At 74.9% G+C, this 23726-nt stretch carries 17 protein-coding genes and 1 pseudogene; 14 read left to right on the top strand and 4 right to left on the bottom strand.

Annotated elements, in window-relative coordinates; translation table 11 throughout:
• The 11 genes from ACF1AK_RS28865 to ACF1AK_RS28815 form a co-directional block, all read left to right on the top strand.
• On the top strand, positions 1-2831 hold a 2831-nt coding region (locus tag ACF1AK_RS28865), incomplete at its 5' end, for a serine hydrolase (RefSeq protein ID WP_391501758.1).
• 82 nt (positions 2832-2913) lie between these two features.
• Positions 2914-4446, top strand: coding sequence for an amino acid adenylation domain-containing protein (locus ACF1AK_RS28860; RefSeq protein ID WP_391501757.1), 1533 nt, complete (start codon positions 2914-2916; stop codon positions 4444-4446).
• Positions 4443-5816, top strand: coding sequence for an MFS transporter (locus ACF1AK_RS28855; RefSeq protein ID WP_391501756.1), 1374 nt, complete (start codon positions 4443-4445; stop codon positions 5814-5816). The genes ACF1AK_RS28860 and ACF1AK_RS28855 overlap by 4 nt, the downstream gene beginning before the upstream one ends.
• A gap of 98 nt (positions 5817-5914) precedes the next feature.
• Positions 5915-6715, top strand: a complete 801-nt coding sequence (locus ACF1AK_RS28850) for a thioesterase II family protein (RefSeq protein ID WP_391501755.1) — start codon at positions 5915-5917, stop codon at positions 6713-6715.
• A complete protein-coding gene (locus ACF1AK_RS28845; RefSeq protein ID WP_391501754.1) occupies positions 6715-8112 on the top strand; it encodes a condensation domain-containing protein in 1398 nt (465 codons plus the stop codon). Before ACF1AK_RS28850 ends, ACF1AK_RS28845 begins: the two co-directional genes overlap by 1 nt.
• Before the next feature lie 49 nt (positions 8113-8161).
• Positions 8162-10003, top strand: a complete 1842-nt coding sequence (locus tag ACF1AK_RS28840; RefSeq protein ID WP_391501753.1) for a fatty acyl-AMP ligase — start codon at positions 8162-8164, stop codon at positions 10001-10003.
• A complete protein-coding gene (locus ACF1AK_RS28835) occupies positions 10000-11772 on the top strand; it encodes an acyl-CoA dehydrogenase family protein (protein ID WP_391501752.1) in 1773 nt (590 codons plus the stop codon). Before ACF1AK_RS28840 ends, ACF1AK_RS28835 begins: the two co-directional genes overlap by 4 nt.
• The gene (locus ACF1AK_RS28830; RefSeq protein WP_391501751.1) at positions 11769-13505 is read left to right on the top strand and encodes an acyl-CoA dehydrogenase; all 1737 of its coding nucleotides are present in this window, start codon (positions 11769-11771) and stop codon (positions 13503-13505) included. The genes ACF1AK_RS28835 and ACF1AK_RS28830 overlap by 4 nt, the downstream gene beginning before the upstream one ends.
• A 65-nt stretch (positions 13506-13570) precedes the next feature.
• Positions 13571-13861, top strand: coding sequence for an acyl carrier protein (locus ACF1AK_RS28825; protein ID WP_380290357.1), 291 nt, complete (start codon positions 13571-13573; stop codon positions 13859-13861).
• Positions 13861-15111, top strand: coding sequence for a cytochrome P450 (locus ACF1AK_RS28820; RefSeq protein ID WP_391501750.1), 1251 nt, complete (start codon positions 13861-13863; stop codon positions 15109-15111). The genes ACF1AK_RS28825 and ACF1AK_RS28820 overlap by 1 nt, the downstream gene beginning before the upstream one ends.
• Before the next feature lie 204 nt (positions 15112-15315).
• A complete protein-coding gene (locus ACF1AK_RS28815; RefSeq protein ID WP_391501749.1) occupies positions 15316-15909 on the top strand; it encodes a class I SAM-dependent methyltransferase in 594 nt (197 codons plus the stop codon).
• Between the two features lie 14 nt (positions 15910-15923).
• Here the strand turns inward: ACF1AK_RS28815 and ACF1AK_RS28810 are convergent, their stop codons facing one another.
• Genes ACF1AK_RS28810 through ACF1AK_RS28800 form a run of 3 tightly spaced genes read right to left on the bottom strand, consistent with a single transcriptional unit; the run spans position 15924 to position 17999 of the window.
• The gene (locus ACF1AK_RS28810; protein WP_391501748.1) at positions 15924-17063 is read right to left on the bottom strand and encodes an MAB_1171c family putative transporter; all 1140 of its coding nucleotides are present in this window, start codon (positions 17061-17063) and stop codon (positions 15924-15926) included.
• Positions 17060-17581 (bottom strand): hypothetical protein, encoded by a 522-nt coding sequence (locus ACF1AK_RS28805; protein WP_391501747.1) that lies wholly within the window; start codon positions 17579-17581, stop codon positions 17060-17062. The genes ACF1AK_RS28810 and ACF1AK_RS28805 overlap by 4 nt, the downstream gene beginning before the upstream one ends.
• Before the next feature lie 10 nt (positions 17582-17591).
• The gene (locus ACF1AK_RS28800) at positions 17592-17999 is read right to left on the bottom strand and encodes a hypothetical protein (RefSeq protein ID WP_391501746.1); all 408 of its coding nucleotides are present in this window, start codon (positions 17997-17999) and stop codon (positions 17592-17594) included.
• 258 nt (positions 18000-18257) lie between these two features.
• On the opposite strand from ACF1AK_RS28800, the gene ACF1AK_RS28795 reads away from it, so the two are divergent.
• The 3 genes from ACF1AK_RS28795 to ACF1AK_RS28785 all read left to right on the top strand — a co-directional run bounded on the left by ACF1AK_RS28795 (position 18258) and on the right by ACF1AK_RS28785 (position 21963).
• The gene (locus ACF1AK_RS28795; protein WP_391501745.1) at positions 18258-20210 is read left to right on the top strand and encodes a BTAD domain-containing putative transcriptional regulator; all 1953 of its coding nucleotides are present in this window, start codon (positions 18258-18260) and stop codon (positions 20208-20210) included.
• 71 nt (positions 20211-20281) lie between these two features.
• Positions 20282-20617, top strand: coding sequence for a hypothetical protein (locus ACF1AK_RS28790; protein WP_391501744.1), 336 nt, complete (start codon positions 20282-20284; stop codon positions 20615-20617).
• Positions 20618-20766: 149 nt separating this feature from the next.
• Positions 20767-21963: a CapA family protein gene (locus ACF1AK_RS28785; RefSeq protein ID WP_391501743.1), complete on the top strand. Its 1197-nt coding sequence runs from the start codon at positions 20767-20769 to the stop codon at positions 21961-21963.
• A 176-nt stretch (positions 21964-22139) separates the two neighbouring features.
• On the opposite strand, the pseudogene ACF1AK_RS28780 reads toward ACF1AK_RS28785, so the two are convergent.
• Positions 22140-23529, bottom strand: a pseudogene (locus tag ACF1AK_RS28780) (MFS transporter).
• Positions 23530-23726: the final 197 nt, after the last annotated feature.

The following is a 23726-nucleotide window of genomic DNA, read 5'->3' as shown; positions in this document are numbered from 1 at the left end:
TCCCCCGCTACATGGTCCCCGCCGCCTTCGTCACCATCGACGACATCCCCCTCACCCCCAACGGCAAGCTCGACCACCGAGCCCTGCCCGCGCCCAACCGGGAGACGGCCGACGCCAACCGGCGTCACACGCCGCCCCGCACGCCGGTCGAGGAGAAGCTCGCCGCACTGTGGCGCGAGGGCCTGGACGTCACGCGGGTCGGCGTCGAGGACAACTTCTTCGACCTCGGCGGCGACTCCATCCGCGCCGTGCGGATGCTCAACTCCGCACGTCAGGCCGGTCTGGACCTGTCGCTGTGGATGATCTACGAGGCCCGCAGCCTCGCGGAGCTCGCCGGCCTGGTCGGCAGCGAGCAGTCCGACGACGCCGACCGGACGCCGCTCCTGCCGGGCCAGCTCCGGTTGCTGGAGGAGGGCGGGCCGCTGGCCCGTTCGGTCCGGGTGCCGGTGACCGAGCCGCTCGACCCCGAGCTCCTGGAGCAGGCGCTGGCGGCCGTGGTCGCCCAGCACGAGGCGCTGCGCTTCCGGCTGGACTCCAGCGGCACCGCGCCGCGCGGCTGGACGGCGCCGCACGAGTCCGCGCAGCTGGTGCGGACGGTCGACCTGGAATCGGTGCCGGCCGAGCGCCGGGCCGAGGAGATCGCGCTGGCCACCGCGGCCGACCGTGCCGGCCTGGATCCGCAGGCCGGTCCGGTGCTCAGGGCCAGTCTCTGCCGGTTCGGCGGGGACCGGGTGCTCGGCAGCGAGCAGCTCCCCGAACTCTGGCTCACCGCCCACGACCTGGCGGTCGACGCCGACTCCTGGGACACCCTGCTCCTCGACCTCGACGCGGCGTACCGTCGCCTCTCCGAGGGCCGGCCGGCCGAGTGGGCCCGGCCGGCGATGACCTGGCGGCAGTGGGCCGGCCGGGTGGCCAAGCGGGCGGGTGACGCGGAGATCGTCGACCAGGCGGACTTCTGGCTCAACCGGCAGCCGCAGGTCGAGCTGCCGGTCGACCACCCGGAGGCCGTGAACACCTGGGCGGACCGGCGGACGCTCACCACGGTGCTGGCGCCGGAGCCGACCGCCGTGCTGCTCGGCGGTGCCGAGGCCGAGCAGACCCTGCTCGGGGTGCTGGGGCGGGTGCTCACCCGCTGGACCGGCAACGACCGGATCGACATCGAGGTCGGCCGCGACCTCCGCCGCGAGGTTCCCGAACTCCGTGGTGCGGTCGGTGCGTTCGCCGACGGCTTCCCGGTCTCGCTGTGGCTTCCGAAGCGCCGGGACACGGCGGCCGCCGTGCGGTCGGTCTGCGAGCAGCTGCGCGGTGTGCCGGAGCCCTGGTACGGCTACGGGCTGCTGCGCCGCCTCGCGCCGGACGCCGTGGTCGCCGAGGAGCTGGCCGCGCAGCCGGCGCCCCGGGTCCGCTTCTCGTTCGCCCGCCCGGAGGACTCCGTGGGCCGTGGCCCGGCCCTGCCGGGGCTCTTCCTGGCACCGCGCCGGGAGGACGAGGTCCGCGAGGGCTCGGCGGGCCGCGGGCACCAGCTGTCGGTGCGCGCCGAGGTCCAGGACGGCCGGCTGTACCTCGGCTGGACGTACAGTGCCGATCTGCACACCGAGGACACGGTGCGGAAGCTGGCCGAGAGCCTGGTCGCCGAGCTGGGCACCCTGCTCACCGCACCCCGGGCGAACAGCGCCCGGGCGAACGGCGCCCAGGCGGACAACCAGCAGCCGGACAACGAGCAGGCGCAGCGCGACCGCAGCCGCGGGGCCGCTTCGGCCATCGGGCTCGCCATGCCGGAGCTGCTGGCCCGCCACGAGGTGCCGGGCGTCAGCCTGGTGCTGATCCAGGACGGCGAGATCGCCTCGGCCGAGGCGTTCGGCACCCTGGCCGCCGGCGGCAGCGATCCGGTCACCACCGACACGGTGTTCGCGGCCGGTTCGCTCAGCAAGCACGTCACCACCTTCGCGCTGCTCCGGCTGCTGGCCGAGCGGGGCCTGGACCTCGACGAGGACGTCAACGCGCACCTCACCTCGTGGCGGATCCCCGGCGACCCGGCGCCGAAGGTGACGTTCCGTCAGCTGCTCGGCCATCTGGCCGGCTTCGCCCAGCACCCGCGGCTCAACCGGTTCGCCCCGGACGAGCCGGTCCCGACGGTCCTGGACGTCCTGCACGGGCGGCCGCCGGCCGTGACGCCGCCGCCCCGCTTCGCCTCGGCCCCGGGCAGCGCGTTCCTGATGAACACGCTCCACATCTCGATCCTCCAGCAGACGATGAGCGACCTCACCGGGGCGCCCTTCGACGAGGTGGTCCGGACCCTGGTGTTCGGTCCGCTGGGGATGGCGGGGAGCAGCTTCGATCCGGCGTTCCCGAGGACGGGCGGGCGCCCGGTGGCCCTGGGCCACGACGAGCCCGGCCGGCCGCTGCCCGGCGGCTACCAGGTCTACGCGGAGTCGGCGGCGGCCGGTCTGTGGACGACGGCGACCGACCTGGCCCGGCTGGCCGTGGAGGTCCGGCGCGGCTACCTGGGGCTGCCCGGCGCGCTGCTGCCGCGGCCGCTGGTCCGGGAGATGCTGACGCCTCGTTCGGGCCGGCCGTACGGCTGGAGCACGATCGTCGACGACAGCGGGGCCGACCTGGAGTTCGGCCACGGCGGACAGGCGATCGGATACCAGGCGATGTCCGGCCTGCGGGTCCACTCGGGCCTCGGCGGGGTGCTGCTGACCAACGCGACGGCCGGCCGGGAGCTGGTGAAGCGGGTCATCGCCGAGGTGTGGCCGAGCCAGCAGCGGCTGACCGGCCTGTGGCAGCGCGGCCTGGACGACGCCGCGGCCCGCCGGGCCGAGTCCTGACCCTCCGGGTGCGGCCGGGCCCCTCCCGGCCCGGCCGCACCCGGCCCGTACCGATCAGAGCCGACGAGTGGAAGGGAAGACTATGAACACGGCGATAGCCGTCGGTCGTGTGGTCGAGTTGATCGAGGCGCAGGTCGATGCCGCGCCGGAGGCGGTCGCGGTCGTCGCCGAGGGGGCCCGGCTGAGCTACGGCGAGCTGGACCGGCAGGCGAACCGGATCGCCCGGCGGCTGATCGCCCTGGGCGTGCGGCCGGACCGGCCGGTCGGGGTGATGCTGCCGCGCGGCCCGGAGTTGCTGCCGGCGCTGCTCGGGGTGTGGAAGGCGGGCGCGGCGTACCTCCCGCTCGACCTGGGGCTGCCCGCGGGGCGGCTGGAGTTCATGCTGGCGGACAGCGGCGCGGCGGTGCTGATCTGCCGGGCCGGCGCCGCCGGGCGGGTGCCGGCGGGCTTCACCGGGGCGGTGCTCGAACTCGGGGAGGACGGTCCGGCCGTGGAGTCGGACGACAGCTCGCGCCCGGAACGGGCCTCGGACCCCGAGCAGTTGGCGTACGTGATCTACACCTCGGGTTCGACCGGCACCCCCAAGGGCGTGATGGTCACCCACCGTTCGCTGCTGAACGTGGTGCGCTCCGTGACCGAGGACGTGGGGGCCGGCCCGGCGGGCACCTGGCTCGCGGCCACCTCGGTCTCCTTCGACATCTCGGCGTTGGAGCTCTACTCGGCGCTGCTCGACGGCGGCCGGGTGGTCCTGGCCCCGGACGCGGACGCGCGCAATCCCGCGGCGCTGCTGCGGCTGGTCGCCGAGCGGGGTGTCAGCCACGTGCAGGCGACGCCCTCGGGCTGGCGGCTGCTGCTGGCCGCCGGCTTCGACCGGCCGGATGTCCACGCGCTGGTCGGCGGGGAGGCCCTGCCGGTCGCGCTGGCCGGTGAACTGCGGCGCAGGGTAAGCCGGTTGACCAATGTGTACGGTCCGACGGAGACGACCGTCTGGTCCTCGTTCTGGGAGGTTCCGCAGCGGCCGTCGGAGGTGCTCCTCGGCGGCCCGCTGGCCAACACCCGGCTGCACGTGCTGGACGGTGCGGGCCGCCCGGCGGGCGACGGCGGGACCGGCGAACTCTGTATCGCCGGCGACGGGTTGGCCCGCGGCTACGCCAACCGGCCGGATCTCACCGCGGAGCGCTTCGTCCCCGATCCCTGGGGGGAGCCGGGGGCCCGGATGTACCGCACGGGCGACCTGGTGCGGCGCGGGCCCGGGGGCGCGCTGGTCTTCCTCGGGCGGATCGACACCCAGGTCAAGATCAGCGGGTACCGGATCGAACTGGGCGAGATCCAGGCCAGGTTGATCGAGCACCCCGGGGTGCGTGACGCCGTCGTCACGGTGCGGGAGGCGGGTGAGGGAGACCTTCGCCTGATCGCCTACCTGGTGCCCGTGGACCGGGCGCCGGAGGTGGCCGCGCTGCGGGCGCACCTCGCCGCGAGCCTGCCGGACTACATGATCCCGAGCACCTTCATGGCGATCGCCCGGATTCCGCTCAGCATCAGCGGGAAGGTCGACCTCCAGGCGCTCCCGGCGCCGGCCCGGGCGTCCCGCCGGCCCGCGGGACCCGGGCGATGAGCCCTGCCGCGGGAACCGCGGGCACCGCCGGCACCGCCGGCACCGCCGGGAACCCCGACGCCCAGGACACCCCCGACGCTCCCGGCACTCCCGACGCTCCCGACGCTCCCGGCACCCCCGGCACCCCCGGCACCGCGGAGGCCCGGCAGGCCCCGCCGTCCGGCCATCCGCCGCTGCACCGCAACCGGGACTTCACCCGGCTGTGGCTGAGCGCCGGCATCTCCCGGTTCGGCTCCTGCATCGCCATGGTGGCCTTCCCGCTGCTGGCGCTCTACCACACCGGATCGGCGGCCCACGCCGGACTGGTGGGCTTCGCGGCGGCGCTGCCGAACCTGGTCGTCCAGCTGCCGGCCGGCGCCTTCGTGGACCGCTGGGACCGCCGGCCGGTGATGCTCTGGTGTGACGTCATCGGGCTCCTGACGGTGGCCAGTGTCGCGGTCGCCGTCGCCCGGGACGAGGTGTGGCTGCCGCATCTGATGCTGGCCGCGTTCGTGGAGATGAGCCTGGCCACCTTCTACGACCTCGCGGAGCGCGCCGCGGTGCGCAGCGTCGTCTCGGCCGAGCAGTTGCCGACCGCGATGTCGCGCAACGAGGCGCGCGGTTCGGCCATCGGTCTGCTCGGCCAGCCGGCCAGCGGTCTGCTGCTGTCGGCCGCCCACTGGCTGCCGTTCGGCTTCATGGCGGCGGCGAACCTGCTGGCGCTGGGCATGCTGGTGCGGCTGAGGCGGGATCTGCGGGCGGTGGTGGGCGAGCGGTCCGGCCGCCGGCTGTACACGGACATCAGGGACGGGGTCAGCTGGCTGTGGCGGCGGAGGTTCGCCCGGTTCCTGGTCGGGTTCTTCGCGGGCAGCAATCTGATCTTCACCGTGCTCTCGCTGACCGTGATGGTGATCATCCAGCGCAACGGCGGTTCGCCGGCCGACTTCGGGATCGTGGCGGCCGCCCGCGGGATCGGCGGGATCGCCGGCTCGCTCGTCGAGCCGCACCTGTCGCGGCGCTACCGGCTGCACACCGTGCTGGTGATCGTGACGACGCTGTGGGTGGTCCTGATGCCGTTCGTGGCGCTGCTCCACCGGCCGGTGGCGCTGGCGCTGGTGCTGGGCGGTCTGAGCTTCGCCTCCGGGATCCTGAACGTGGCCGCCTGGGTGTTCCAGGTGCAGAACACGCCGGACGAGATGCAGGGCCGGGTGAACGGCACCGCGCGGTTCCTGGGCGCGGGCTTCAACTCCCTCGGTGCGCTGGGCTGCGGCTACCTGCTCGACGCGATCGGGACGACCAGGACCTCGATGCTGCTGTGGGCGGCGGTCGCGGCCCTCGCCGCCGTGGTCGCCTTCAGCCGCACCGCGCGCACCGAGAAGGATGTGGATTGATCCGCATATGACTCATATAGCTGATGTATAGGCATTCTTCGCATCATCGTTCAGTGCATTCATCTCGTCCTTCGACCGGTTGTCCCGGAGGGATCCCCATGACGCAAACGGGCGGCAAGTGGTTTCAGGGGTACGGCGCCGCGGCCCGTCCCGCTCTGCGGTTGGTGTGCTTTCCGCACGCGGGCGGCGTACCGACGTTCTTCCACGGCTGGGCGGCGCACCTGCCGGAGGACATCGAGCTGCGGGCGGCCTGCTACCCGGGGCGCCAGAGCCGCATCCACGAGCGGCCGGTGGAGTCCATGACGGCGCTCGCCGACGAGGCCGCGCAGGCGCTGGCCCCGCTGCTGGACACCCCGATGGCCTTCTTCGGGCACAGCATGGGCGCGGCGCTGGCCTACGAGGTCGCCCGCCGGCTGGACGAACGCCACCGGGTCCAGCCGGTGCGGCTGTTCCTGTCGGGCCAGCCGGCGCCGCACCGCAGGGAGCCGAGCCGGCTGCACCTGGAGGACGACACGACGCTGGTCGCGGCGGTGCGCCGGCTCGGGCTGTCCTCGGCCGACGCGATGGCCGATCCGGAGCTGCTGACCCTGACGCTGCCGGCACTGCGGGCGGACTTCCGGGCGGTGGAGACCTATGCGCCGGAGCCGGCCAAGGTCCGCTGCCCGGTGGTGGCCTACAACGGCGACCAGGACCGGGACTGCCCGCCCGAGACGGTCCGCGCCTGGTCGGAGCTGACCACCGGCCGGTTCGAGTACCGGGCCTTCCCCGGCGGCCACTTCTACCTGGAGGCGCACACCGCCGCGCTGCTGCGGCACCTGGTGGGCCACCTCAGGGACGACCTGCGGCTGGCCCGGGCGGTCCGGGCCGCCGGGTCGCCGGTGCGGGCGGGGGGCGCGTGATGGCGCCGCAGGTCCTCCCGCTCTCGCACACCCAGGAAGCGCAGTGGTTCCTGTACCGGCTGGCGCCGCACAGCGGGGCGTACAACACCGGGCTCGCGGTGCGGATCCGCTCGGCCGTCGACCTCGCGCGGCTGCGGTACGCCGTCGCGGCGCTGGGCGAGCGGCACACGATGCTGCGCTCGCGCTTCGACGTGGTCGGCGGCCGGCCGGTGCGGATCGAGGAACCGCTGGGCGAGCCGGTGCTGACGGTGCGCGAGCTGCCCGGCGCGGACGACCCGGCCCTGCGGGCGGCGGTCCGTGAGGAGCTCGTCCGGCCGTTCGTGCCGGAGTCGGGCGCGCCGTTCCGGTTCGTCCTGCTGACCCGGGGGCCCGCCGACGCGGTGCTGCTGGTCGCGGGGCACCACATCGCCACCGACGCGGCGTCGAACGCTCTGCTGTTGGGCGATCTGCTCAAGAGGTACGAGCGGCCCGCCCCGGCCGGACCGCCGCCGGCGGGCCGCTACCACGACCACGTCGACAAGGAGCGCCGGCTGCTCGCCTCGGCCCGCGGCACGGCGATGGGCGGCCACTGGCGCGAGGTCTGCGCCGAGGTTCCGGCGGCCGAGCTGCCCGCCGACCACCGGCGGCCGGCGGGCCAGTCCTTCGCCGGTGACACCCTGCGGGTGACCGTGCTGCCCGAGCTGGCGGGGCCGGCGCTGTCGGCGGCCGCCGAGTGGGGGGTCACGCCGTACGCCTTCCTGCTGGCCGCCTTCCAGGTGGTGCTGCACCGCTCCACCAGGCAGCGCGAGTTCCTGATCGGTGCCCCGGTCACCACCCGGCTGAGCAGCCGGATGCGCGAGGTGGTCGGCAACTTCATGAACACCATCGTGCTGCGGGCGACGTTCGCCGACGGGGCGACCTTCCGGGACACCGCCGTCGCCGCCAACGCGCAGATCCGCGGCGGCATGGACGCGGGGCGCTACCCCTTCCCGCTGGTCGCCCGCGAGTCGCGCAGCCGGCGGGCCCCCGGGCGGTCGGCGCTGTTCCAGATCACCTTCAACATGCTGTCCACCGCCCATGCGGCGGTCGGGCTGCGCCCGGTGCTGGACACCACCGACGAGGACCGGGTCACCCGGTGCTCCGGGCTGCTGCTGAGCCCCTGGCACCTGCCCCAGCAGGAGGGGCAGGTCGACCTGGCGGTCGACGTGCTGCAGAGCGGCGACGCGTTCGCGGTCGATTTCCGCTACGACACCCGGCTGTACGAGCGGGCGACGGTCGAGCGGCTGGCCGGCCACTATCTGCGCGCGGTCGAGCTGGCGGCCCGCACCCCGGACGCCCGGGTCGCCACGGCACCGCTGTGGCACCCGGTGGGCACGGGACGGCCGGCCGGTCTCGCCGGCCTCACGACGACGAGGTGAACCGCTCCCGTACCGGGTCCGCGGCAACCATGGAGAAAGGAAGTGCGGGATGGGCGACTACCTGGTCGACCGGCTCAGGCGGTACGCACAGGACCGGCCGGAGCGGGACGCGGTCAGCTTCGTGCAGGTCAGCGGGTCCAGCCGGACGACACTGACGCTGGGCTTCGCCGAGCTGGACCGCCGGGCGCGCTCGGTCGCGGCCCGGCTGCGCTCCCGGTGCGCCGAGGGTGACCGGGTCCTGCTGCTGTACCCCACCGGGCTGGACTTCGTCGAGGCGCTGATCGGCTGCATGTACGCCGGTCTGGTGGCGGTGCCGGCGCCGCTGCCGGTGAACAACGGGCGCCGGGGGCCGCGCACGGCCGCGATCCTGCGCAACGCCGGCCCCGCCGTGGTGCTGACCGACAGCCGGTCGCTGGCGGACGTCGTCGAGGCCGTCGCGGAGGCGGGCGCGCCGGAGCTCGCCTGCGTCGCCGGCGACACCTTCGGGCCGGACGAGGACGCCGCCGGGCCGCAGCCGTGGATCGGCGCCGACACCCCGGCCTTCCTCCAGTACACCTCGGGCTCCACCAGCGACCCCAAGGGCGTCGTGGTGACCCACCGCTCGCTGGCCGACAACATCCGGTACATGGAGCGGACGTTCGGCCTCGACGAGTCGATCACCTCCTGCAGCTGGCTGCCGCTGTACCACGACATGGGCCTGGTCGGGATGCTGCTGGCCCCGCTGTTCCTCGGGACCGGCACGGTGCTGCTGTCGCCCGGCGACTTCCTGCGCCGGCCCTACCTGTGGCTGCAGCTGATCGACGAGCACCGGGTGACCAACACGGCGGCCCCGAACTTCGCCTACGAGCTGTGCGCCCGGCAGGTGACGGCGGAGAAGGCGGCGGCGCTGGACCTCTCCAGCCTGCGGACGGCGGTGAACGGCGCGGAGCCGGTCAACCCCGGGACGCTGGCCCGCTTCAACGAGCGCTTCGCGGTCTCGGGGCTCCGGCCGGACGCCGTCGCGCCGTGCTTCGGCATGGCCGAGGCGACCCTGCTGATCACCGCCACGCCGCGCGGCCGGCGGGCGCCGGTCATCGAGGCGGACCGGGCGGCCCTCGAACAGCACGTCCTGGTCCGCGCGGGAAGCGGCGCCGGAGCCGCCGACGGCACGAACGGCGCGAACGGCGCGAACGGCACCGACAGCGCGGACCGCACGAACGGCCCGGCGGAGGCGGACCGGCTGCCGCTGGTGAGCAGCGGCCGGGCCGACTGGATGGACGTGCGGATCGTGCACCCGGAGAGCCGGGTCACCCTGCCCGAGGGGGCGGTCGGCGAGATCTGGGTGCGCGGCGAGAGCGTCTCACCGGGCTACTGGAACAACCCGGAGGAGTCCGCGCGGGCCTTCCGGGCCGTCACCGCCGAGGGGGAGGCCGGATTCCTGCGCACCGGCGACCTCGGGGCGTTCGAGGACGGCGAGCTCTACGTGACCGGCCGGATCAAGGACATGCTCATCATCCGCGGCCGCAACCTCTACCCGCACGACATCGAGCGCGAGGTCGCCGCGATGCACCCCGCCTTCCGGGGCCTGTCGGGCAGCGTCTGCTCGGTCCCCACGGACCAGGAGGACCTCGTGGTGATGCAGGAGCTGCGCGTCCCGCGCGGCGAGGAGGTCGACCCGGGCGAGCTGGCGCGCCGGATCCAGGAGGAGCTGGCGGGCTCGCTCGGGGTGCGGCTGCCCAGCGTGGTGCTGCTGCGCCCGGGGCACGTGCACCGCACCACCAGCGGCAAGGTGCAGCGCTCCCTGATGCGGGAGCTGTTCCTGAGCGGCGGCCTGAAGCCCGTGCACGAGGAGCTGAGCCGGCCGGTCGGGCGCCGCTACCGGGCGGCGGCCGGGGCGGGGGGTGCCGCGTGAGCGCGCCGGACACCACCGTGGCGGCCGCGTTCGACCGGCTGCTGGGCGATCCGCACGACGCCGGACGGCTGTTCTCCTACCCGCGGTGCGCCGAGCTGGACGAGCGGGAGGAGTTCCCGCTGGAGATCTGCCGCGAGCTCGACGTCCTGGGCCTGCCCGCGCAGTACGTGCCCGCCGGGTACGGCGGGGCGCTGGACAGCTTCCCGGAGGCGGTGCAGCTGGTCCGTGCCCTGGCCCGGCGCGACCTCACGGTCGCCGTCGCCCACGCCAAGACCTTCCTCGGCGCGGTCTCGGTCTGGGTCGGTGGCAGCCCGGAGCAGGCCGAGGCGCTCGGCGCCGACGTCGCCCGGGGCACCGTGGTCTCCTGGGGCCTGACCGAACGCGAGCACGGCAGCGACCTGCTGGCCGGGGAGGTCCGGGCCGAGCGCGTCCCGGGCGGCTACCGGATCGACGGGGAGAAGTGGCTGATCAACAACGCCACCCGGGGCGACCTGGTCAGCGTGCTCGCCCGCACCTCCCCGCAGGGCGGCCCGCGCGGCTTCAGCGTCCTGCTGGTGGACAAGCGCCGGCTCGGCCCGGCGCAGTACCGTCCGCTCCCGGCCGCCCGGCTGCACGGGATCCGCGGCGCGGACATCAGCGGCGTCGTGTTCTCCGGGGCCGAGGTGCCGCGGACGGCGCTGGTCGGCGCCGAGGGCGACGGCATCGAGACGGTGCTCAAGAGCCTCCAGCTGACCCGCACCCTGTGCGCGTCGCTGTCGCTCGGCGCGGGCGACCAGGCGCTGGGCATGGCCACCGGCTACGCACTGACCCGGCTGAACCACGGGCGGCGGCTGATCGACCTGCCGCAGTCGCGCCGGCTGCTCGCGCAGTCCTACGCGGACCTGCTCGCGGCGGAGGCGCTGACCCTGGTGGCCGGCCGGTCGATCCACGCGCTCACCGAGGAGCTCGCGCTCGTCTCGGCGGCGACGAAGTACCTGGTCCCCGCCCTGGTGGACCAGGCCCTCGGCCGGCTCGCCCGGCTGATCGGCACCCGTTCGCTGCTGCGCGGCGACACCTTCGCCGACGGCCGCTTCCAGAAGGTGCTGCGCGACCACCGGATCGTCGGCATCTTCGACGGCAACTCGGTGATCAACCTGCACGCGCTGGTCAACCTGTTCCCGCTGATCGCCCGCGGCCACCGGCGCGGCGCCGCGCCCGGCGCCGGGCTGCGGACGGCGACCACCCTCACCGAACCGCTGCCCGCGTTCGACCCGGGGCGGCTGGAGCTGCTGCCCCGCGACGGCTGCGGGCTGCTGCGGGCGCTGCCGGCGGCGGTCGAGGAGCTGCACGCCCTCGCGGACGCCGGCACCGTCCCCGCCTCGCTCGCCGGGTGCGCGGCCGAACTGGCCGGCGTCGCCGAGGAGCTGATCGGCCGGATCGGCGCCTACCGGCCCGTGCCGGCGGGGGCCCCCGCCGAGGCCTTCGACCTCGCCGAGCGCTACGCCCGCTGCCTCGCCGCCGCCGCGGCGGTGCACCTGTGGCTCCGCAACCGGGACTCCGAGCTCGCCGTGGCGGGCCACGGGCTCTGGGACTCCGGGCTGTGGCTGGAGGGCTGCCTGGTGCGGCTGCTGCGCTCGCTGCGCCCGGTCCGCACCGCGTACCTCGCCGCCGACGGCGGACAGGACCCGGAGCAGGCCGTCGACCGGCTGGTGGACCCGCTCGTCGACCAGTTCACCGCCGGGCGGCTGCCCTCGCTGCTGCCCTACCAGCTCACCGGAGCCGCCGCATGACCGCCACCGACACCGCCTCCCCGGCCCGGCCCGCACCGGCGGGCCCGTTCGCCGACCTGGACACCCCGGACCCGCTGGAGCTGCTGCTCGGCGACCCGACCGACCCCGGCAACCCGGTCGGCTACCAGGCGTTCGTCGACGCCGACGAGCACGGGGACTTCCTTCCCGCCGGCCGCAAGGCCATGGAGGCCTACGGGATCGGCGCGGAGTTCGTGCCGACGGCGCTCGGCGGCCGGCTCGCGCAGGCCGACCAACTCGCCCGGGTGCTGCGCACGGTGTTCCGCCGGGACGGCGCCCTGGGCCTGGGGTTCGGCGCGATCAACCTGATCGCCTCCTCCACCGTCTGGGCGGCCGGTGACCGGGCGCAGCGCCGGTGGCTGGCCGACGTCCTGCTGGGCAACGGCCAGACCGCCGGCGCGATCACCGAACTCGCCCACGGCGACGACCTCGCCCGCACCCGGCTGACGGCCACCCCGCGCGGCGCCGAGCTGGTGCTCGACGGCCGCAAGGAGGTGATCAACAACATCGCCCGGGCGCACGCGATCACCGTCCTCGCCAGGACCAGCACCGAGCCCGGCAACCGCAGCCACTCGCTGCTGCTGGTCGACCCGGCCGCGGTGCCGCGCGACCGGCTGCGCTTCCTGCCCCGCTTCCGCACCTCCGGGATGCGCGCCACCCACCTGGGCGGGGTGGAGTTCCTGGAGTGCCCCGTCCCCGCCTCGGCGGTGGTCGGCGAGACCGGCGACGCCATGGAGACGGTGCTGCGCTGCTTCCAGGTCACCAAGTCGGTGGCGAGCAGTGCGATGGTCGGCGCGCTCGACACCATGCTGCGCACGGTCACCGACTTCACGCTGCGGCGCCGGCTGTACGACCGCACGGTGGCCGAACTGCCCCACGCCAGGGCGCAGCTGACCGCCGCGTTCACCGATCTGCTGGTCTGCGACAGCCTGGCGACCACGGTGTGCCGCTCGCTGCACGTGCTGCCGGGCCAGACCAGCGTCTACGCGGCGGCCGCCAAGTACCTGGTCCCGATGATCGCGCAGAACGCGGCCGACGGCCTGGCGGTGCTGCTCAGCGCCCGGTCGTTCCTGCGCGAGGGCCCGCACGCGGTGTTCCAGAAGCACCTGCGGGACCTTCCGGTCGCGGCGCTGGCGCACTCCGGGGCCACCATCTGCCAGGCGACGATGATCCCGCAGCTGCCGAGGCTGGCCCGCAAGAGCTGGTTCTCCTCGGCCGCGCCGGACCCGGTCCTGTTCCGGTTCGGCGAGCCGCTGCCGGACCTGGACTTCGGCCGGCTGGCGGCCGGCGCCGGGCCGGACGACCGGCTGATCGCGACCCTGCCGGCGGCCGACCTCTCGGCCGATCCGGCGCTGCGGGTGCTGCACGGACGGCTGCTGGAGGAGCTGCGGGCCCTGAAGGACGGCTGGACCGGGCTGCCGCCGCGCAACCGGACGCCGTTCGCCGGGCCGGTCGCCTTCGAGCTCGCGGAGCGCTACGCCGTCCTGCTGGCGGCCGCCGCCTGCGTGGGCGTGTGGCAGCACAACCAGGACCACCCCAGCCCGTTCGTCCGCGACCCGGCGTGGCTGGTCTGCGCCCTCGACCGGCTGACCGCGCGGCTGGGGTACGACCCCGTCGACGGCGCGCGGGAGGCCGGCCGCGCGGTCTTCGCGGAACTCACCGCCCGGCACGCGGCCAACACCGGCTTCGACCTGATCGGCCGCCGGCTCTGCTGAGCCGGCGCCACCGCCCTCCCCACCACCCTCCCCACCGCTCGGAATCCCAAGAGAGGAACCCGATCATGACCGCCCCCGTCGAGGAAGCCGTCGACTGCCCCACCCCGGAGGAGATCCGCGCGCTGCTGATCCACCACGTGGTGTCCTTCCTGGAGTGTCCGGAGAGCGACATCGACCCGGACGTCCCCCTGATCCAGTACGGCCTGGACTCGATCTTCGCGCTCACCCTGTGCGGGGACATCGAGGACGAGTACGACATCGACATCAAGTCGACCCTGGTGTGGGACCACCCCACCGTCAACGGCATCACCGGCTACGTGCACGGGATCCTGAGCGAGAAGGCGCGGGAGATCTGATGGCCCCCGACACCGCCGTGCCCACCGAGCCGCTGGACCTGGCCTCCTTCGGTCCGCGGATGCTCACCGACCCCTACCCGGTCCTCGCCGAGCTGCGCGAGCGCGGCCCGGCCCACCGGGTGCGGCTGTTCGACGGCAGCGAGGCGTGGCTGATCGTCAGCTACCCCGAGGCCCGCGCCGCACTCGCCGACCCCCGCTTCCGCAAGGACTGGTCGGCGGCCGACCCCGCGCTGCGCAAGGAGGTGATGGGCGACGGCAGCGAGGGCGGTTCGCGGCCCAAGGTCGGCCGGCACATGCTGTCCGCCGACCCGCCGGACCACACCCGGCTGCGGAACCTGGTGTCCCGGGCCTTCACGCCGCGCCGGATCGAGCGGCTGCGCCCGACGATCCAGCGGACCACCGACGACCTGCTCGACGCGATGCTGCCGCAGGGGCGCGCCGACCTGCTGGACGCGCTGGCCTACCCGCTGTCGATGGCGGTGATCTGCGAGCTGCTCGGCGTGCCGGTGCCCGACCAGGAGCAGTTCCGCCGCTGGTCGGGCTACCTGGTGGTGAACGACCGGACCCCGGCCGCCGCCGAGGCCGCGCAGCGCTTCCACGCCTACCTCCGGGAGCTGGTCGCCGCCAAGCGGGAGTCCCCCGGCAGCGATGTGCTGAGCGCGCTGATCCAGGTCCAGGACGACGACGGCGACCGGCTGTCCGAGGAGGAGCTGCACGCGACGACCCTGCTGCTGCTCCTGGCCGGCCACGAGACCACCCTCAACATGATCGGCAACGCGGTGCTCTCGCTGCTGCGGCACCCGGACCAGCTGGCGGCGCTGCGCGCGGACTGGTCGCTGATCGACGGCGCCATCGCCGAGTCGCTGCGCTACCAGGGCCCGTTGAAGACCGCCAGCGTCCGCTTCGCCGCCGAGGAGGTGCGGATCGGCGACACGGTGATCCCCGCCGACGGCAGCCCCGTGCTGGTGGCCCTGGCGGCGGCCGACCGGGACCCGGGCCGGTACCAGGACCCGGACCGCTTCGACATCACCAGGAACACCACCGGGCACCTGGCGTTCGGGCACGGGGTGCACTACTGCCTCGGCGCGCCGCTGGCGCGGCTGGAGGGGGCGGTGGTGGTCCGGTCGCTGCTGGAGCGCTGCCCGGACCTGGCGCTCGACGTGCCGGTCGAGGAGCTGGGCTGGCGCGGCGGCATCGCCCTGCGGGGCATGACCGAACTGCCGGTCCGCTTCACGCCCGTGCGCGGGTGACGGCCGGTCCCGGGGCGGGGATCCCGGGCACGGGGGCTGTAGCCAGTACCCGGGCGAAGACGGGTAGCAGGGGGAGCGACCGCGCCCCGCGATTCGGGAATCGTGGGGGGCACGCCGCCCCGCCCGCGCAGAGCAGGAGACATCCCCGTGACAGCCGTCCCGCCCGCCACCCCGTCCCGGCGCCGTAGCACGGTCGGGCGGGTCGTGGCGGGCACGGCGGCGGTGGCCTCGGCGGCGGCCCTGGCCGGCGCCGCGTCCGCCCCGTACGTGCGGCGCGAACGCTTCGACCGGCCGCTGCCCCTGCTGTCGCTGCGCCGGCTGGACGGCCTGCTGCGGGCCCGGGCGGGCGAGCGGCTGCTGGAGATCGGCCCCGGTTCGGGGCGTCAGGCCCTGCACGTCGCGCCGCAGTTGGGCCGCGAGGGGCGGCTGGACATCGTCGACGTCCGGCACCGGGCGCTGGACCGGGTCGTGCGCAGGGCGGCGGGCAACGGCATCGGCACCGTCGTGCCGTGCCTGGCCGACGTCCACCACCTCCCGTTCGGCGACGCGGTCTTCGACGCCGCTTACCTGGTCACGGTGCTCGGCGCGTTCCCGGCCCCGGCGGGGACGCTGGCCGAGCTGCGGCGGGTGCTCAAGCCGGGCGGCCGGCTGGTCGTGGGCGAGTGCTTCCACCGTCACCGGCTGCGGGTGCCCGCCCTGGCCGCCCACGCGGCCCGCGCCGGGCTGCGGGTCGAGGCGCTGAGCGGCCCGTCCTTCGCCTACTACGCGCTCCTCCAGCCGCTTCCCGGCCGCCGCTGACGGCCGGGGCACCGTCAGCGGGCGCGCCGGGCGTAGGCCTGGGAGACGGCGACGAGCTCCCGGGCGTCGGCGCCGAGCCCGCTCGCGGAGGGGAACGCCACCCGGGTGGCGGGCAGCGCGGCGTTGGGATCCTCGACGGCCGGCTTCAGGGCGAGGGCCTCGGCGATGTGGCGGGCGAGGCGGTCGGCGGGCCCGCCGGCGAGGTCGTCGGCGGGGGCGACGCGCGCCAGGTAGGGGCTCAGCCGCACCAGCGCGTCACGGCACTCGATGAGCCGGCGGTAGAACCGGGCGTGGGTGTGGCGCAGCCCCAGCCGGCCGAAGCGGGTGCCCTCCGGCTCCCGGGCCAGGACGAGTTCGGGGTAGGCGTCGGCGAGGACGGTCCACAGCGGGGCGAGCCCCTCGTACATCCGGCGGTGGTGCAGCACCGAGCGGACGTAGGCGACCAGCCGGGCGCCGGCCGCGTAGCAGAGGCCGGCCAGCACCAGGCCCGTCCCCCAGTCGTCCGGCGACCAGCCGCCGGTGTCGAACGCCGGGTGCGGCCCCGGTCCGCCGGTCCGCAGGCCCGCCCGGACCAGCCGGGCGGCCGAGGCGGCCGCGACCACGCCGAGCCCGAGCGTCACCGTGCGCAGTCCGAGCGCCAGGTGCCGCCCGGCCGGGCGGGCGTAGCGCCCCGCCCACAGCGCCGAGGCCAGGCAGGCGTAGAGCAGGTAGCCGTTGCCGATCACGGCGAAGGCCGCGAGGGAGGTCCGCGCCGCCCCGGGGGTGCCCGGCGGGTGGCCGCGCAGGTCCTCGGGCGTGGCGAGCGTGCACAGCGCCAGGGCGGCCACCACGGCGGCGAGCAGTGCCGCCTCGAAGCGCATCCGGGCCCGGGTCTCGCGGTACCCGCCGCGCAGGGCGGAGACGAAGAAGAGGGTCAGCGCCGCCAGCCCCGCCATGGAGGCCGCGCCGGAGGCGAGTTCGCCGACGCCGGCGGCCGTGACCGCGTCGGTGGCGCTCAGCACCGCGGGGAAGCCGAGGAGCTCACCGGCGGTCAGCAGGAGCAGCGAGGCCACCAAGACGCGCAGCGCGCGGTCGAACGGCGCGCGCACCAGGTCGACCGCCTTCCACACCGACCCGGCGACCAGGACGACGGTGGCGGGTTCCCGGAGGATCACGTCCGCCCCCAGCGGGAGCCGAGGGCGGCGCGCAGTACCCCGGGCGCCGTGGCCTGGGGGCCGCGGGGCGGGAGGTCGCCGGTGACCACGGCCCACTCCTGGAGGATCGTGGCGACGAGTTCGGCCTCGCGCTCGTTGTCCTCGTCGTAGCAGGTCCGCAGGAAGCCCCGGCGCCGGTGCTCCCAGGGGTACTCCGGGCCGAGGTCGGGGAAGGCCGCGGCCCCGGTCCCGTCGTCCTGGTGGTCGGCGAGCAGGTGGCCGATCTCGTGGAGGATGATGTGGTCCTGGTGGACCCGGGTGGTCTCCTGCTGGTAGAAGATGCAGTCGTCGTCGTCCCGCGACATCCAGACCCCGAACGGCCCGGGGACCGGCAGCGGCCACGGGATCAGCCGGATCGGCTTGCCCCGGTACTCGCCCAGCCGTCGGCACAGCTCGTCGACCCGCAGCGGGGGCTGGATTTCGAGCTTGCGCAGGAGACGCTTGCAGGAGCGGCGGAGATCGCGTTCGCGTACAGACACGCGTCCATGCTCACACTGCGGGGTCCGCCGCTCCAGCCTGGTCGAGACTTGCCATCATCTTTAGCAACTGTTCCCGCATCGCGGGCGTCATCGCCCCGGCCCGCATCGCGATCGCCCGCACCTGGTGGCTCGCGAGCCCGCGCTGCAGCAGCTCGTCCTCGGCCGAGGACTCGGCGACCAGCCACTGCACCGTGACCCGTGGGGCCCCCGGCTCGCGGTGGTCGTCGAAGAACTTGGCGAGCCCTTCCAGCACGCTCAGCGTCGGGTTCGTGTGCGAGCCGTTGCGCAGCATCGCCAGGTAGCTGCGCGACAGCGTCGCCGGGTGCGACGGGTCCTCGGTGACCGCCTTGGCCACCTGCGCCGTCGAGTACTCCCACTGCCGGCCGTGCGCGTCGGTCCGCCGCGTGCGCGCGAACAACGCGTTCAGCCTCTCGGCGAGCGACCGCCCGCCTTCCCTCTCGTCCACCACCGTGCCCGCACCTCCCGGCCGGATCGCCGTCCGCCCGCCCGTGAACCGGCTCCCCGGTTCGGCCTCCTTCTGGGCGCTCCCAGACTACTTGACCATGCAAACCGTCAGCTGCCAATATATTGGCCATTCCGCCAATGAGAGAAGCGTGGGGTCGAAGATGTTCTCCGGGCGGGTGACAGCTCCATAGGGCAGTGCGGAGAGCCGCACATGACAGCGCATGGGGGCGACATGGAGTTCCGACTGCTCGGCCCGGTCGAGGCCGGCCGGTGTACCGGGCCGATCGAGATCCTGGGCACCAAGGAGAACACCCTGCTGGCGGCGCTGCTGCTGGCCCGGGGCAAGGTCGTGTCCGACGAGCGGCTGACCGAACTGCTGTGGGGCTGGGACCCTCCCAAGACGGTGAGCGCGCAGATCTACACCTACATCTCCCGGCTGCGCAAACGGCTCGGCCCGGAGGTCGAGCTCGTCCGCCGCCAGCCCGGCTACCTGCTGGACGTCCGCGGCTCCCGGGTCGACGTCACCGAGTTCGAACGACTGGCCCGGCTCGGCACCGTCGCCCTCCAGGACGGGCGCCACGCCGACGCCGCCGAACTGCTGCGCGACGCGCTCGGCCTGTGGAGCGGCACCGCCCTGGCGAACGTCACCCCCCACCTCACCCAGGCCTACGGGCCGCAGCTGGAGGAGACCAGGGCGGCCACCCTGGAGCAGCGCATCGAGGCCGACCTGGCGCTCGGCGCCCACCACGGCCTCATCGCCGAACTCACCGGCCTGGTGGCCGAGTTCCCGGTGCGGGAGCGGCTGAGGGCGCAGCTGATGACCGCCCTGTACCGGTGCGGGCGGCAGAGCGACGCGCTGGCCGTGTTCCACGAGGGCCGCCGGGTCCTCTCCGAGGAACTGGGCATCGACCCCTCGGCCGTCCTCACCGACACCTACCAGGCGGTGCTGACGGGCAGCCTCGACCCGGGCGTGCCGCTGCCCGACCCCGAGGCCTCCCCGGCGCCCGAGCCGCTCCCGTTCCCGGGCCCCCCGGTCACCCTGCCCCCGGACCTGCCCGACTTCGTCGGCCGCCGGCGGGAGTTCGAGCGGCTGTGCGCCCTGCTGCGGCCCGCGCCCGGCACCGGGGGCTCCGGCGGACCGCGCCGGTTCCTGGTGACCGGCATGGGAGGCGTCGGCAAGACCGCCCTCGCCCTGCACGCGGTGCACCACCTGCGGGAGTCCTTCCCCGACGGCCGCCTCCACGTCACCCTGTGCCGGGCCGACGGCGAGCCCAAGGACCCGCGGGAGGTCCTCACCGGCCTGCTGCGCGCCCTGGGCGAGCGGCCCGGCCCGCCCGGGGAGGACCTGGACGACCTGGTGCGGCGCTACCGCGCCGCCACCTACGACAAGCGCATGCTGATCCTGCTCGACCACGCCGTCGGCGACCTCCAGCTGGAACCGCTGCTGCCGAGCACCCCGGGCCCCACCCTGCTGATCACCGGCCGCACCGTGCTGGCCGGGGTCCCCCGGGAGCACACCCTGCCGCTGGGACCGCTGGAGGACGACGACGCGCACCTGCTGCTCCGCGCCGTCCTGGGCGCCGACCGGGCCGCCGAGTCACCGGCCGACCTCGACGAGCTCGTCACCCACTGCGCCGGCCTGCCACTGGCCCTGCGGATCGCGGGCGCCCGGTACGCCGCCCGCCCCCGGGGCTCCGCCACCCGGCTGGCCCGGCGGCTCGCGGACCGCACCGCCCGGCTCGACGAACTGCGCCTGGGCGACCTCGACGTGCGGCAGAGCCTGCTGCTGTCGGTGCGGCGGCTGGCCCCGGACAGCCAGGCCTTCCTGCGCCGCCTCGCCCGGATCCGGCGCGGCTCCTTCTCCGCGGCGGAGGCCGCGACCGCCCTGGCGGTGCCGGCCGGGGCCGCCGAACGGATGATGGAGGGCCTGGTCGACGCGTCCCTGATGGACGTCGCCGGCGCCGACCGCGAGGAGCGGCTGCGGTACCACTTCCACGAACTGGTGCACCTGCTGGCCGCCGAACCCGCCCCCGAGCCGGTCCCGGTGGTGCGTCTGCCCGTCCAGGTCCGCGCGTTCGTCCAGGCCCCCCGGACCGCCCGGCTCACCGCCAAGGGCGCCGTGCGCCCGCCGCTGGCCCTCGGCCGGACCGGCAGCGCGTGCTGACGCGCAGGGGCGCGTCCGGCCGCATCCGGTCGTATAGAGGAAATACAGCCCCGGCTGTGACGGTGACGGTCATGCAGATCAATCGCAACCTCCTGAAGGCGGCCCTCACCGCAACGGTGACGGGCGCCGCGCTCCTGGTCCCGGTGATGCCCGCGGGCGCCACCACCACCGCCACCTCCACGGTCACCACCGTCACCGCCGGTTCCGGCGTCACGACGGTGCAGCCCTGCGGGGAGTCCACCAGCGGCGAGAACCGCTACTGGCGGAACTGCGAGACCCACTCCGTCAAGATCAGCGCGTACTACATCGACGGCTGGACCGACCGCTACTGCGTGGCCGCCGGGGCCACCCAGGCCATGTCCAACGCGGGCCTGCTCTGGGTCAGCGTCCTCGGCGACAACTGTTGAGACCGCGGGCCGGCCGCCGTCACCCCCGGGGCCCGCGGGCCCGACCGCGGCCGGCCCGCACCCTCCCCCGGCGTGGGACCGGGGGCGGGCCGCCGGGGCGTCGCATAGTCGGAAGGTCCGAGACCTTCCGATCATGAGACGAGCCGACCATGCGCCCGCTCCGCCGACCGGCCCTCGCGGCGGCCCTCCCGCTGCTCCTCGCCGCCACCGCCTGCGGCTCCCCGGCCGCCCCGCCGCCGGCGGACGTCCGGAGCCCCGCCCCCACCGCCGCCGCCTCCCCGGCCGGGCCGCGGGCGTTCACCCTGGTCGCCACCGGCGACGTGCTGCCCCACAGCGAGATCATCCGGCAGGCCCAGGAGGACGCGGGCGGGTCCGGTTACGACTTCGGCCGGATGTTCGCCGACGTCGCGCCGCTGATCAGCGGCGCCGACCTGGCCATCTGCCACATGGAGACCGTCTACGGCGCCGACGGCGGACCGTTCACCGGCTACCCGTCCTTCAAGTCCCCGCCGCAGATCGCCCGGGCGCTCAAGGACGCCGGCTACACCTCCTGCGACACCGCCTCCAACCACACCCTCGACGACGGCGCCGCCGGGATCCGCCGCACCCTCGACGCCATGGACGCGGTGGGCCTGGCCCACACCGGCTCCGCCCGCGACGCGACCGAGGCCGGCCGACCCGCACTGCTGCGGGCCGGCGGCGCCACCGTGGCCCACCTCGCCTACACCTACGGCACCAACGGCATCCCGCTGCCCGCCGACCGCCCCTGGGCGGTGAACCTGATCGACCGGGACCGGATGCTCGCCGACGCCCGGGCCGCCCGGGCGGGCGGCGCCGACCTCGTCGTCGTCAGCGTCCACTGGGGCACCGAGTGGCAGGACGCCCCGAACGAGCAGCAGCTCACGCTGGCCCGCGAGCTGGCCGCCCGCCAGGCCGACGGCCGCCCGGCGGCCGACCTGATCCTCGGCACCCACGCCCACATCCCGCAGGCCTACGAGAAGATCGACGACACCTGGACCGTCTACGGCCTCGGCGACCAGCTCGCCGGCCACATGTTCACCTACGACGGCGCCGAGGACCCGCGCGGCAACTGGAGCTCGATCGCCCGCTTCACCGTCGCCCCGCCGAACCCACCGGGCGGCCGATGGACGGTCACCAAGGCCGAGTTCATCCCCCAGGTGACCGACCTCGGCCCGCCCTTCCGCATCCTCGACCTCCGCCGGGCCGCCCGCCGCGACCCCGCCCGCACCGACTACACCCGCGCCCTGGACCACATCCGCACGGTGGTCCTCAGCCGCAACGCCGCCTCGGCCGGCCTCACCATGGCCCCCCAGGACGGCGAGTAGACCGCCCCCGCACTCTCCCTCCCCCGGATCTCCGCCAGGTCCGGATCACGGGAACACCGGCCTTCCTGCGGGCAGGCCGGACCATGAGCGCCCTTCCCCTCCCCCGCCGGAACGCCGTCCGGGCGCCGGCCGTCGCCGTCACCCTCCGGCACCTGGACCGTGCCGGCCGCCGGGCCTCAGGCCGCCCGCCGCCGGGCGGCGATGACGGCCGCGCCCAGGACGCACGCGACGGCGGCGGTGACGTAGGCGAGGTGGTAGCCCGCGAGCCGGTCGTCGCGGGTCGCGGCGACCAGCACCATCACCGCGACTCCCACGCCGGCCCCGATCTGCTGCGTCACCACGTTCACCGCCCCGGCGACGGCGTGCCGCTCCGGCGGGACGCCGGTGAGTCCGGCGGAGGTCATCGAGGGGAAGTTGAGGCCCTGTCCGATGCCGCTGACCACCAGCCCGGGCAGCACGTGCAGCAGGTAGTCGCCGTCGTGCGGGGTGCCCAGCCACAGGCCGGTGCCGACACCGATCAGGACCAGGCCGACCGCCATCAGGGTGCGCGGGGCGTACCGGGCGAGCAGCCGGCCGGTGGCGAAGTTGGCGGTCAGGAACACGGCCGCGGACATCGGCACCAGCGCCAGACCGGACTCGAAGGGCGAGTAGTCCAGCATGCCCTGCAGATACAGCGGTGCGAAGAACAGCATCCCGACCGAGCCCATGTACTGGAGGAACGCCGCCAGGCTCGCGGCCCGCACCGAGGCGAGCCGGAAGAGGCCGAGGGGCAGCACCGGATCGGCGGTGCGGTGCTCCCGGACGACGAACAGCACCAGACAGAGCACCGCGCCCGCGAGCAGCGCCCACACCGCCGCGCCGTCCGTGCTCACGCCGACGACGAGGAGGGTGAGCCCGAGGGTGCCGGTGATCGCGCCGGGCAGGTCCAGCCGGCCGCGGTGCCCGACGCCGCCCGGCAGGCCGGCCCGGGTCGCGGCCAGCACGGCGACGCCCAGCAGCACCGAGAACCACAGCACCGAGCGCCAGCCGAGGAGCTGGGTGAGGACGCCGCCCAGCAGCACCCCTCCGCTGAAGCTCGCGGCGCCGACCGCCGCGTACACGCTGAACGCCCGGTTGCGGGCCGGACCGGCCGGGAACGTCTCGGTCAGCAGGGCCAGTGCGGCCGGACCCGACAGGGCGGCGCCGATCCCCTGGACAGCGCGCGCCCAGCAGCACCGCGATGTCCGGGGCCACCGCCCCGGCCAGCGCGGACACGGTGAACAGTGCGACCCCGGCCTCGAACACCCGCCGCCGTCCGAGGACGTCGGCGAGCCGGCCGCCCACCAGCAGGAAGCCGGCGAAGGTGACCGCGTAGGCGGTCATGACCCACTGGAGCGTGCTGTCGCCCAGGTCGAAGCGTTCCCCGACGGACGGCAGGGCGGCGTTGAGCACTCCGAGCCCGCTCACGTCCAGGGCGAGCGCCCCGGCCAGGACGCCGAGCGCCAGACCCGGCCTGCGGACCGGCGAGCCTTCGGACAAGGAGCCGCCGACATCGACTGACGCAATATCAGATCCATCAACTGCCATGCCGGTCAGCTTGCATGGACCGATCATCTGGTGTCCAGCCCGCCTCGTGCCTATGATACCGGAGCGCGCCCTTCAGAAGGTCATGCTCCTGTCATCCATCGGGCAGTGACGACAGGACACCGGGCACCGCTGAACCGGACCACCCTCCCGCAACCGCCAAGTCGATCCGATTCCGACCGTGTGACGCCGGGTCGGCC

The organism is Kitasatospora sp. NPDC015120 (assembly GCF_043080305.1).
GTDB lineage: Bacteria > Actinomycetota > Actinomycetes > Streptomycetales > Streptomycetaceae > Kitasatospora.
Note: the sequence above shows the minus strand (reverse complement) of the source record. Positions and strands in the feature narration are given on the sequence as shown.

Coding starts and splice junctions, on each gene's coding strand:
- ACF1AK_RS28830 (WP_391501751.1), top strand. CDS start 11,769: ATGACCGCCACCGACACCGCCTCCCCGGCCCGGCCCGCACCGGCGGGC.
- ACF1AK_RS28845 (WP_391501754.1), top strand. CDS start 6,715: ATGGCGCCGCAGGTCCTCCCGCTCTCGCACACCCAGGAAGCGCAGTGG.
- ACF1AK_RS28795 (WP_391501745.1), top strand. CDS start 18,258: ATGACAGCGCATGGGGGCGACATGGAGTTCCGACTGCTCGGCCCGGTC.
- ACF1AK_RS28820 (WP_391501750.1), top strand. CDS start 13,861: ATGGCCCCCGACACCGCCGTGCCCACCGAGCCGCTGGACCTGGCCTCC.
- ACF1AK_RS28825 (WP_380290357.1), top strand. CDS start 13,571: ATGACCGCCCCCGTCGAGGAAGCCGTCGACTGCCCCACCCCGGAGGAG.
- ACF1AK_RS28785 (WP_391501743.1), top strand. CDS start 20,767: ATGCGCCCGCTCCGCCGACCGGCCCTCGCGGCGGCCCTCCCGCTGCTC.
- ACF1AK_RS28850 (WP_391501755.1), top strand. CDS start 5,915: ATGACGCAAACGGGCGGCAAGTGGTTTCAGGGGTACGGCGCCGCGGCC.
- ACF1AK_RS28790 (WP_391501744.1), top strand. CDS start 20,282: ATGCAGATCAATCGCAACCTCCTGAAGGCGGCCCTCACCGCAACGGTG.
- ACF1AK_RS28855 (WP_391501756.1), top strand. CDS start 4,443: ATGAGCCCTGCCGCGGGAACCGCGGGCACCGCCGGCACCGCCGGCACC.
- ACF1AK_RS28840 (WP_391501753.1), top strand. CDS start 8,162: ATGGGCGACTACCTGGTCGACCGGCTCAGGCGGTACGCACAGGACCGG.
- ACF1AK_RS28860 (WP_391501757.1), top strand. CDS start 2,914: ATGAACACGGCGATAGCCGTCGGTCGTGTGGTCGAGTTGATCGAGGCG.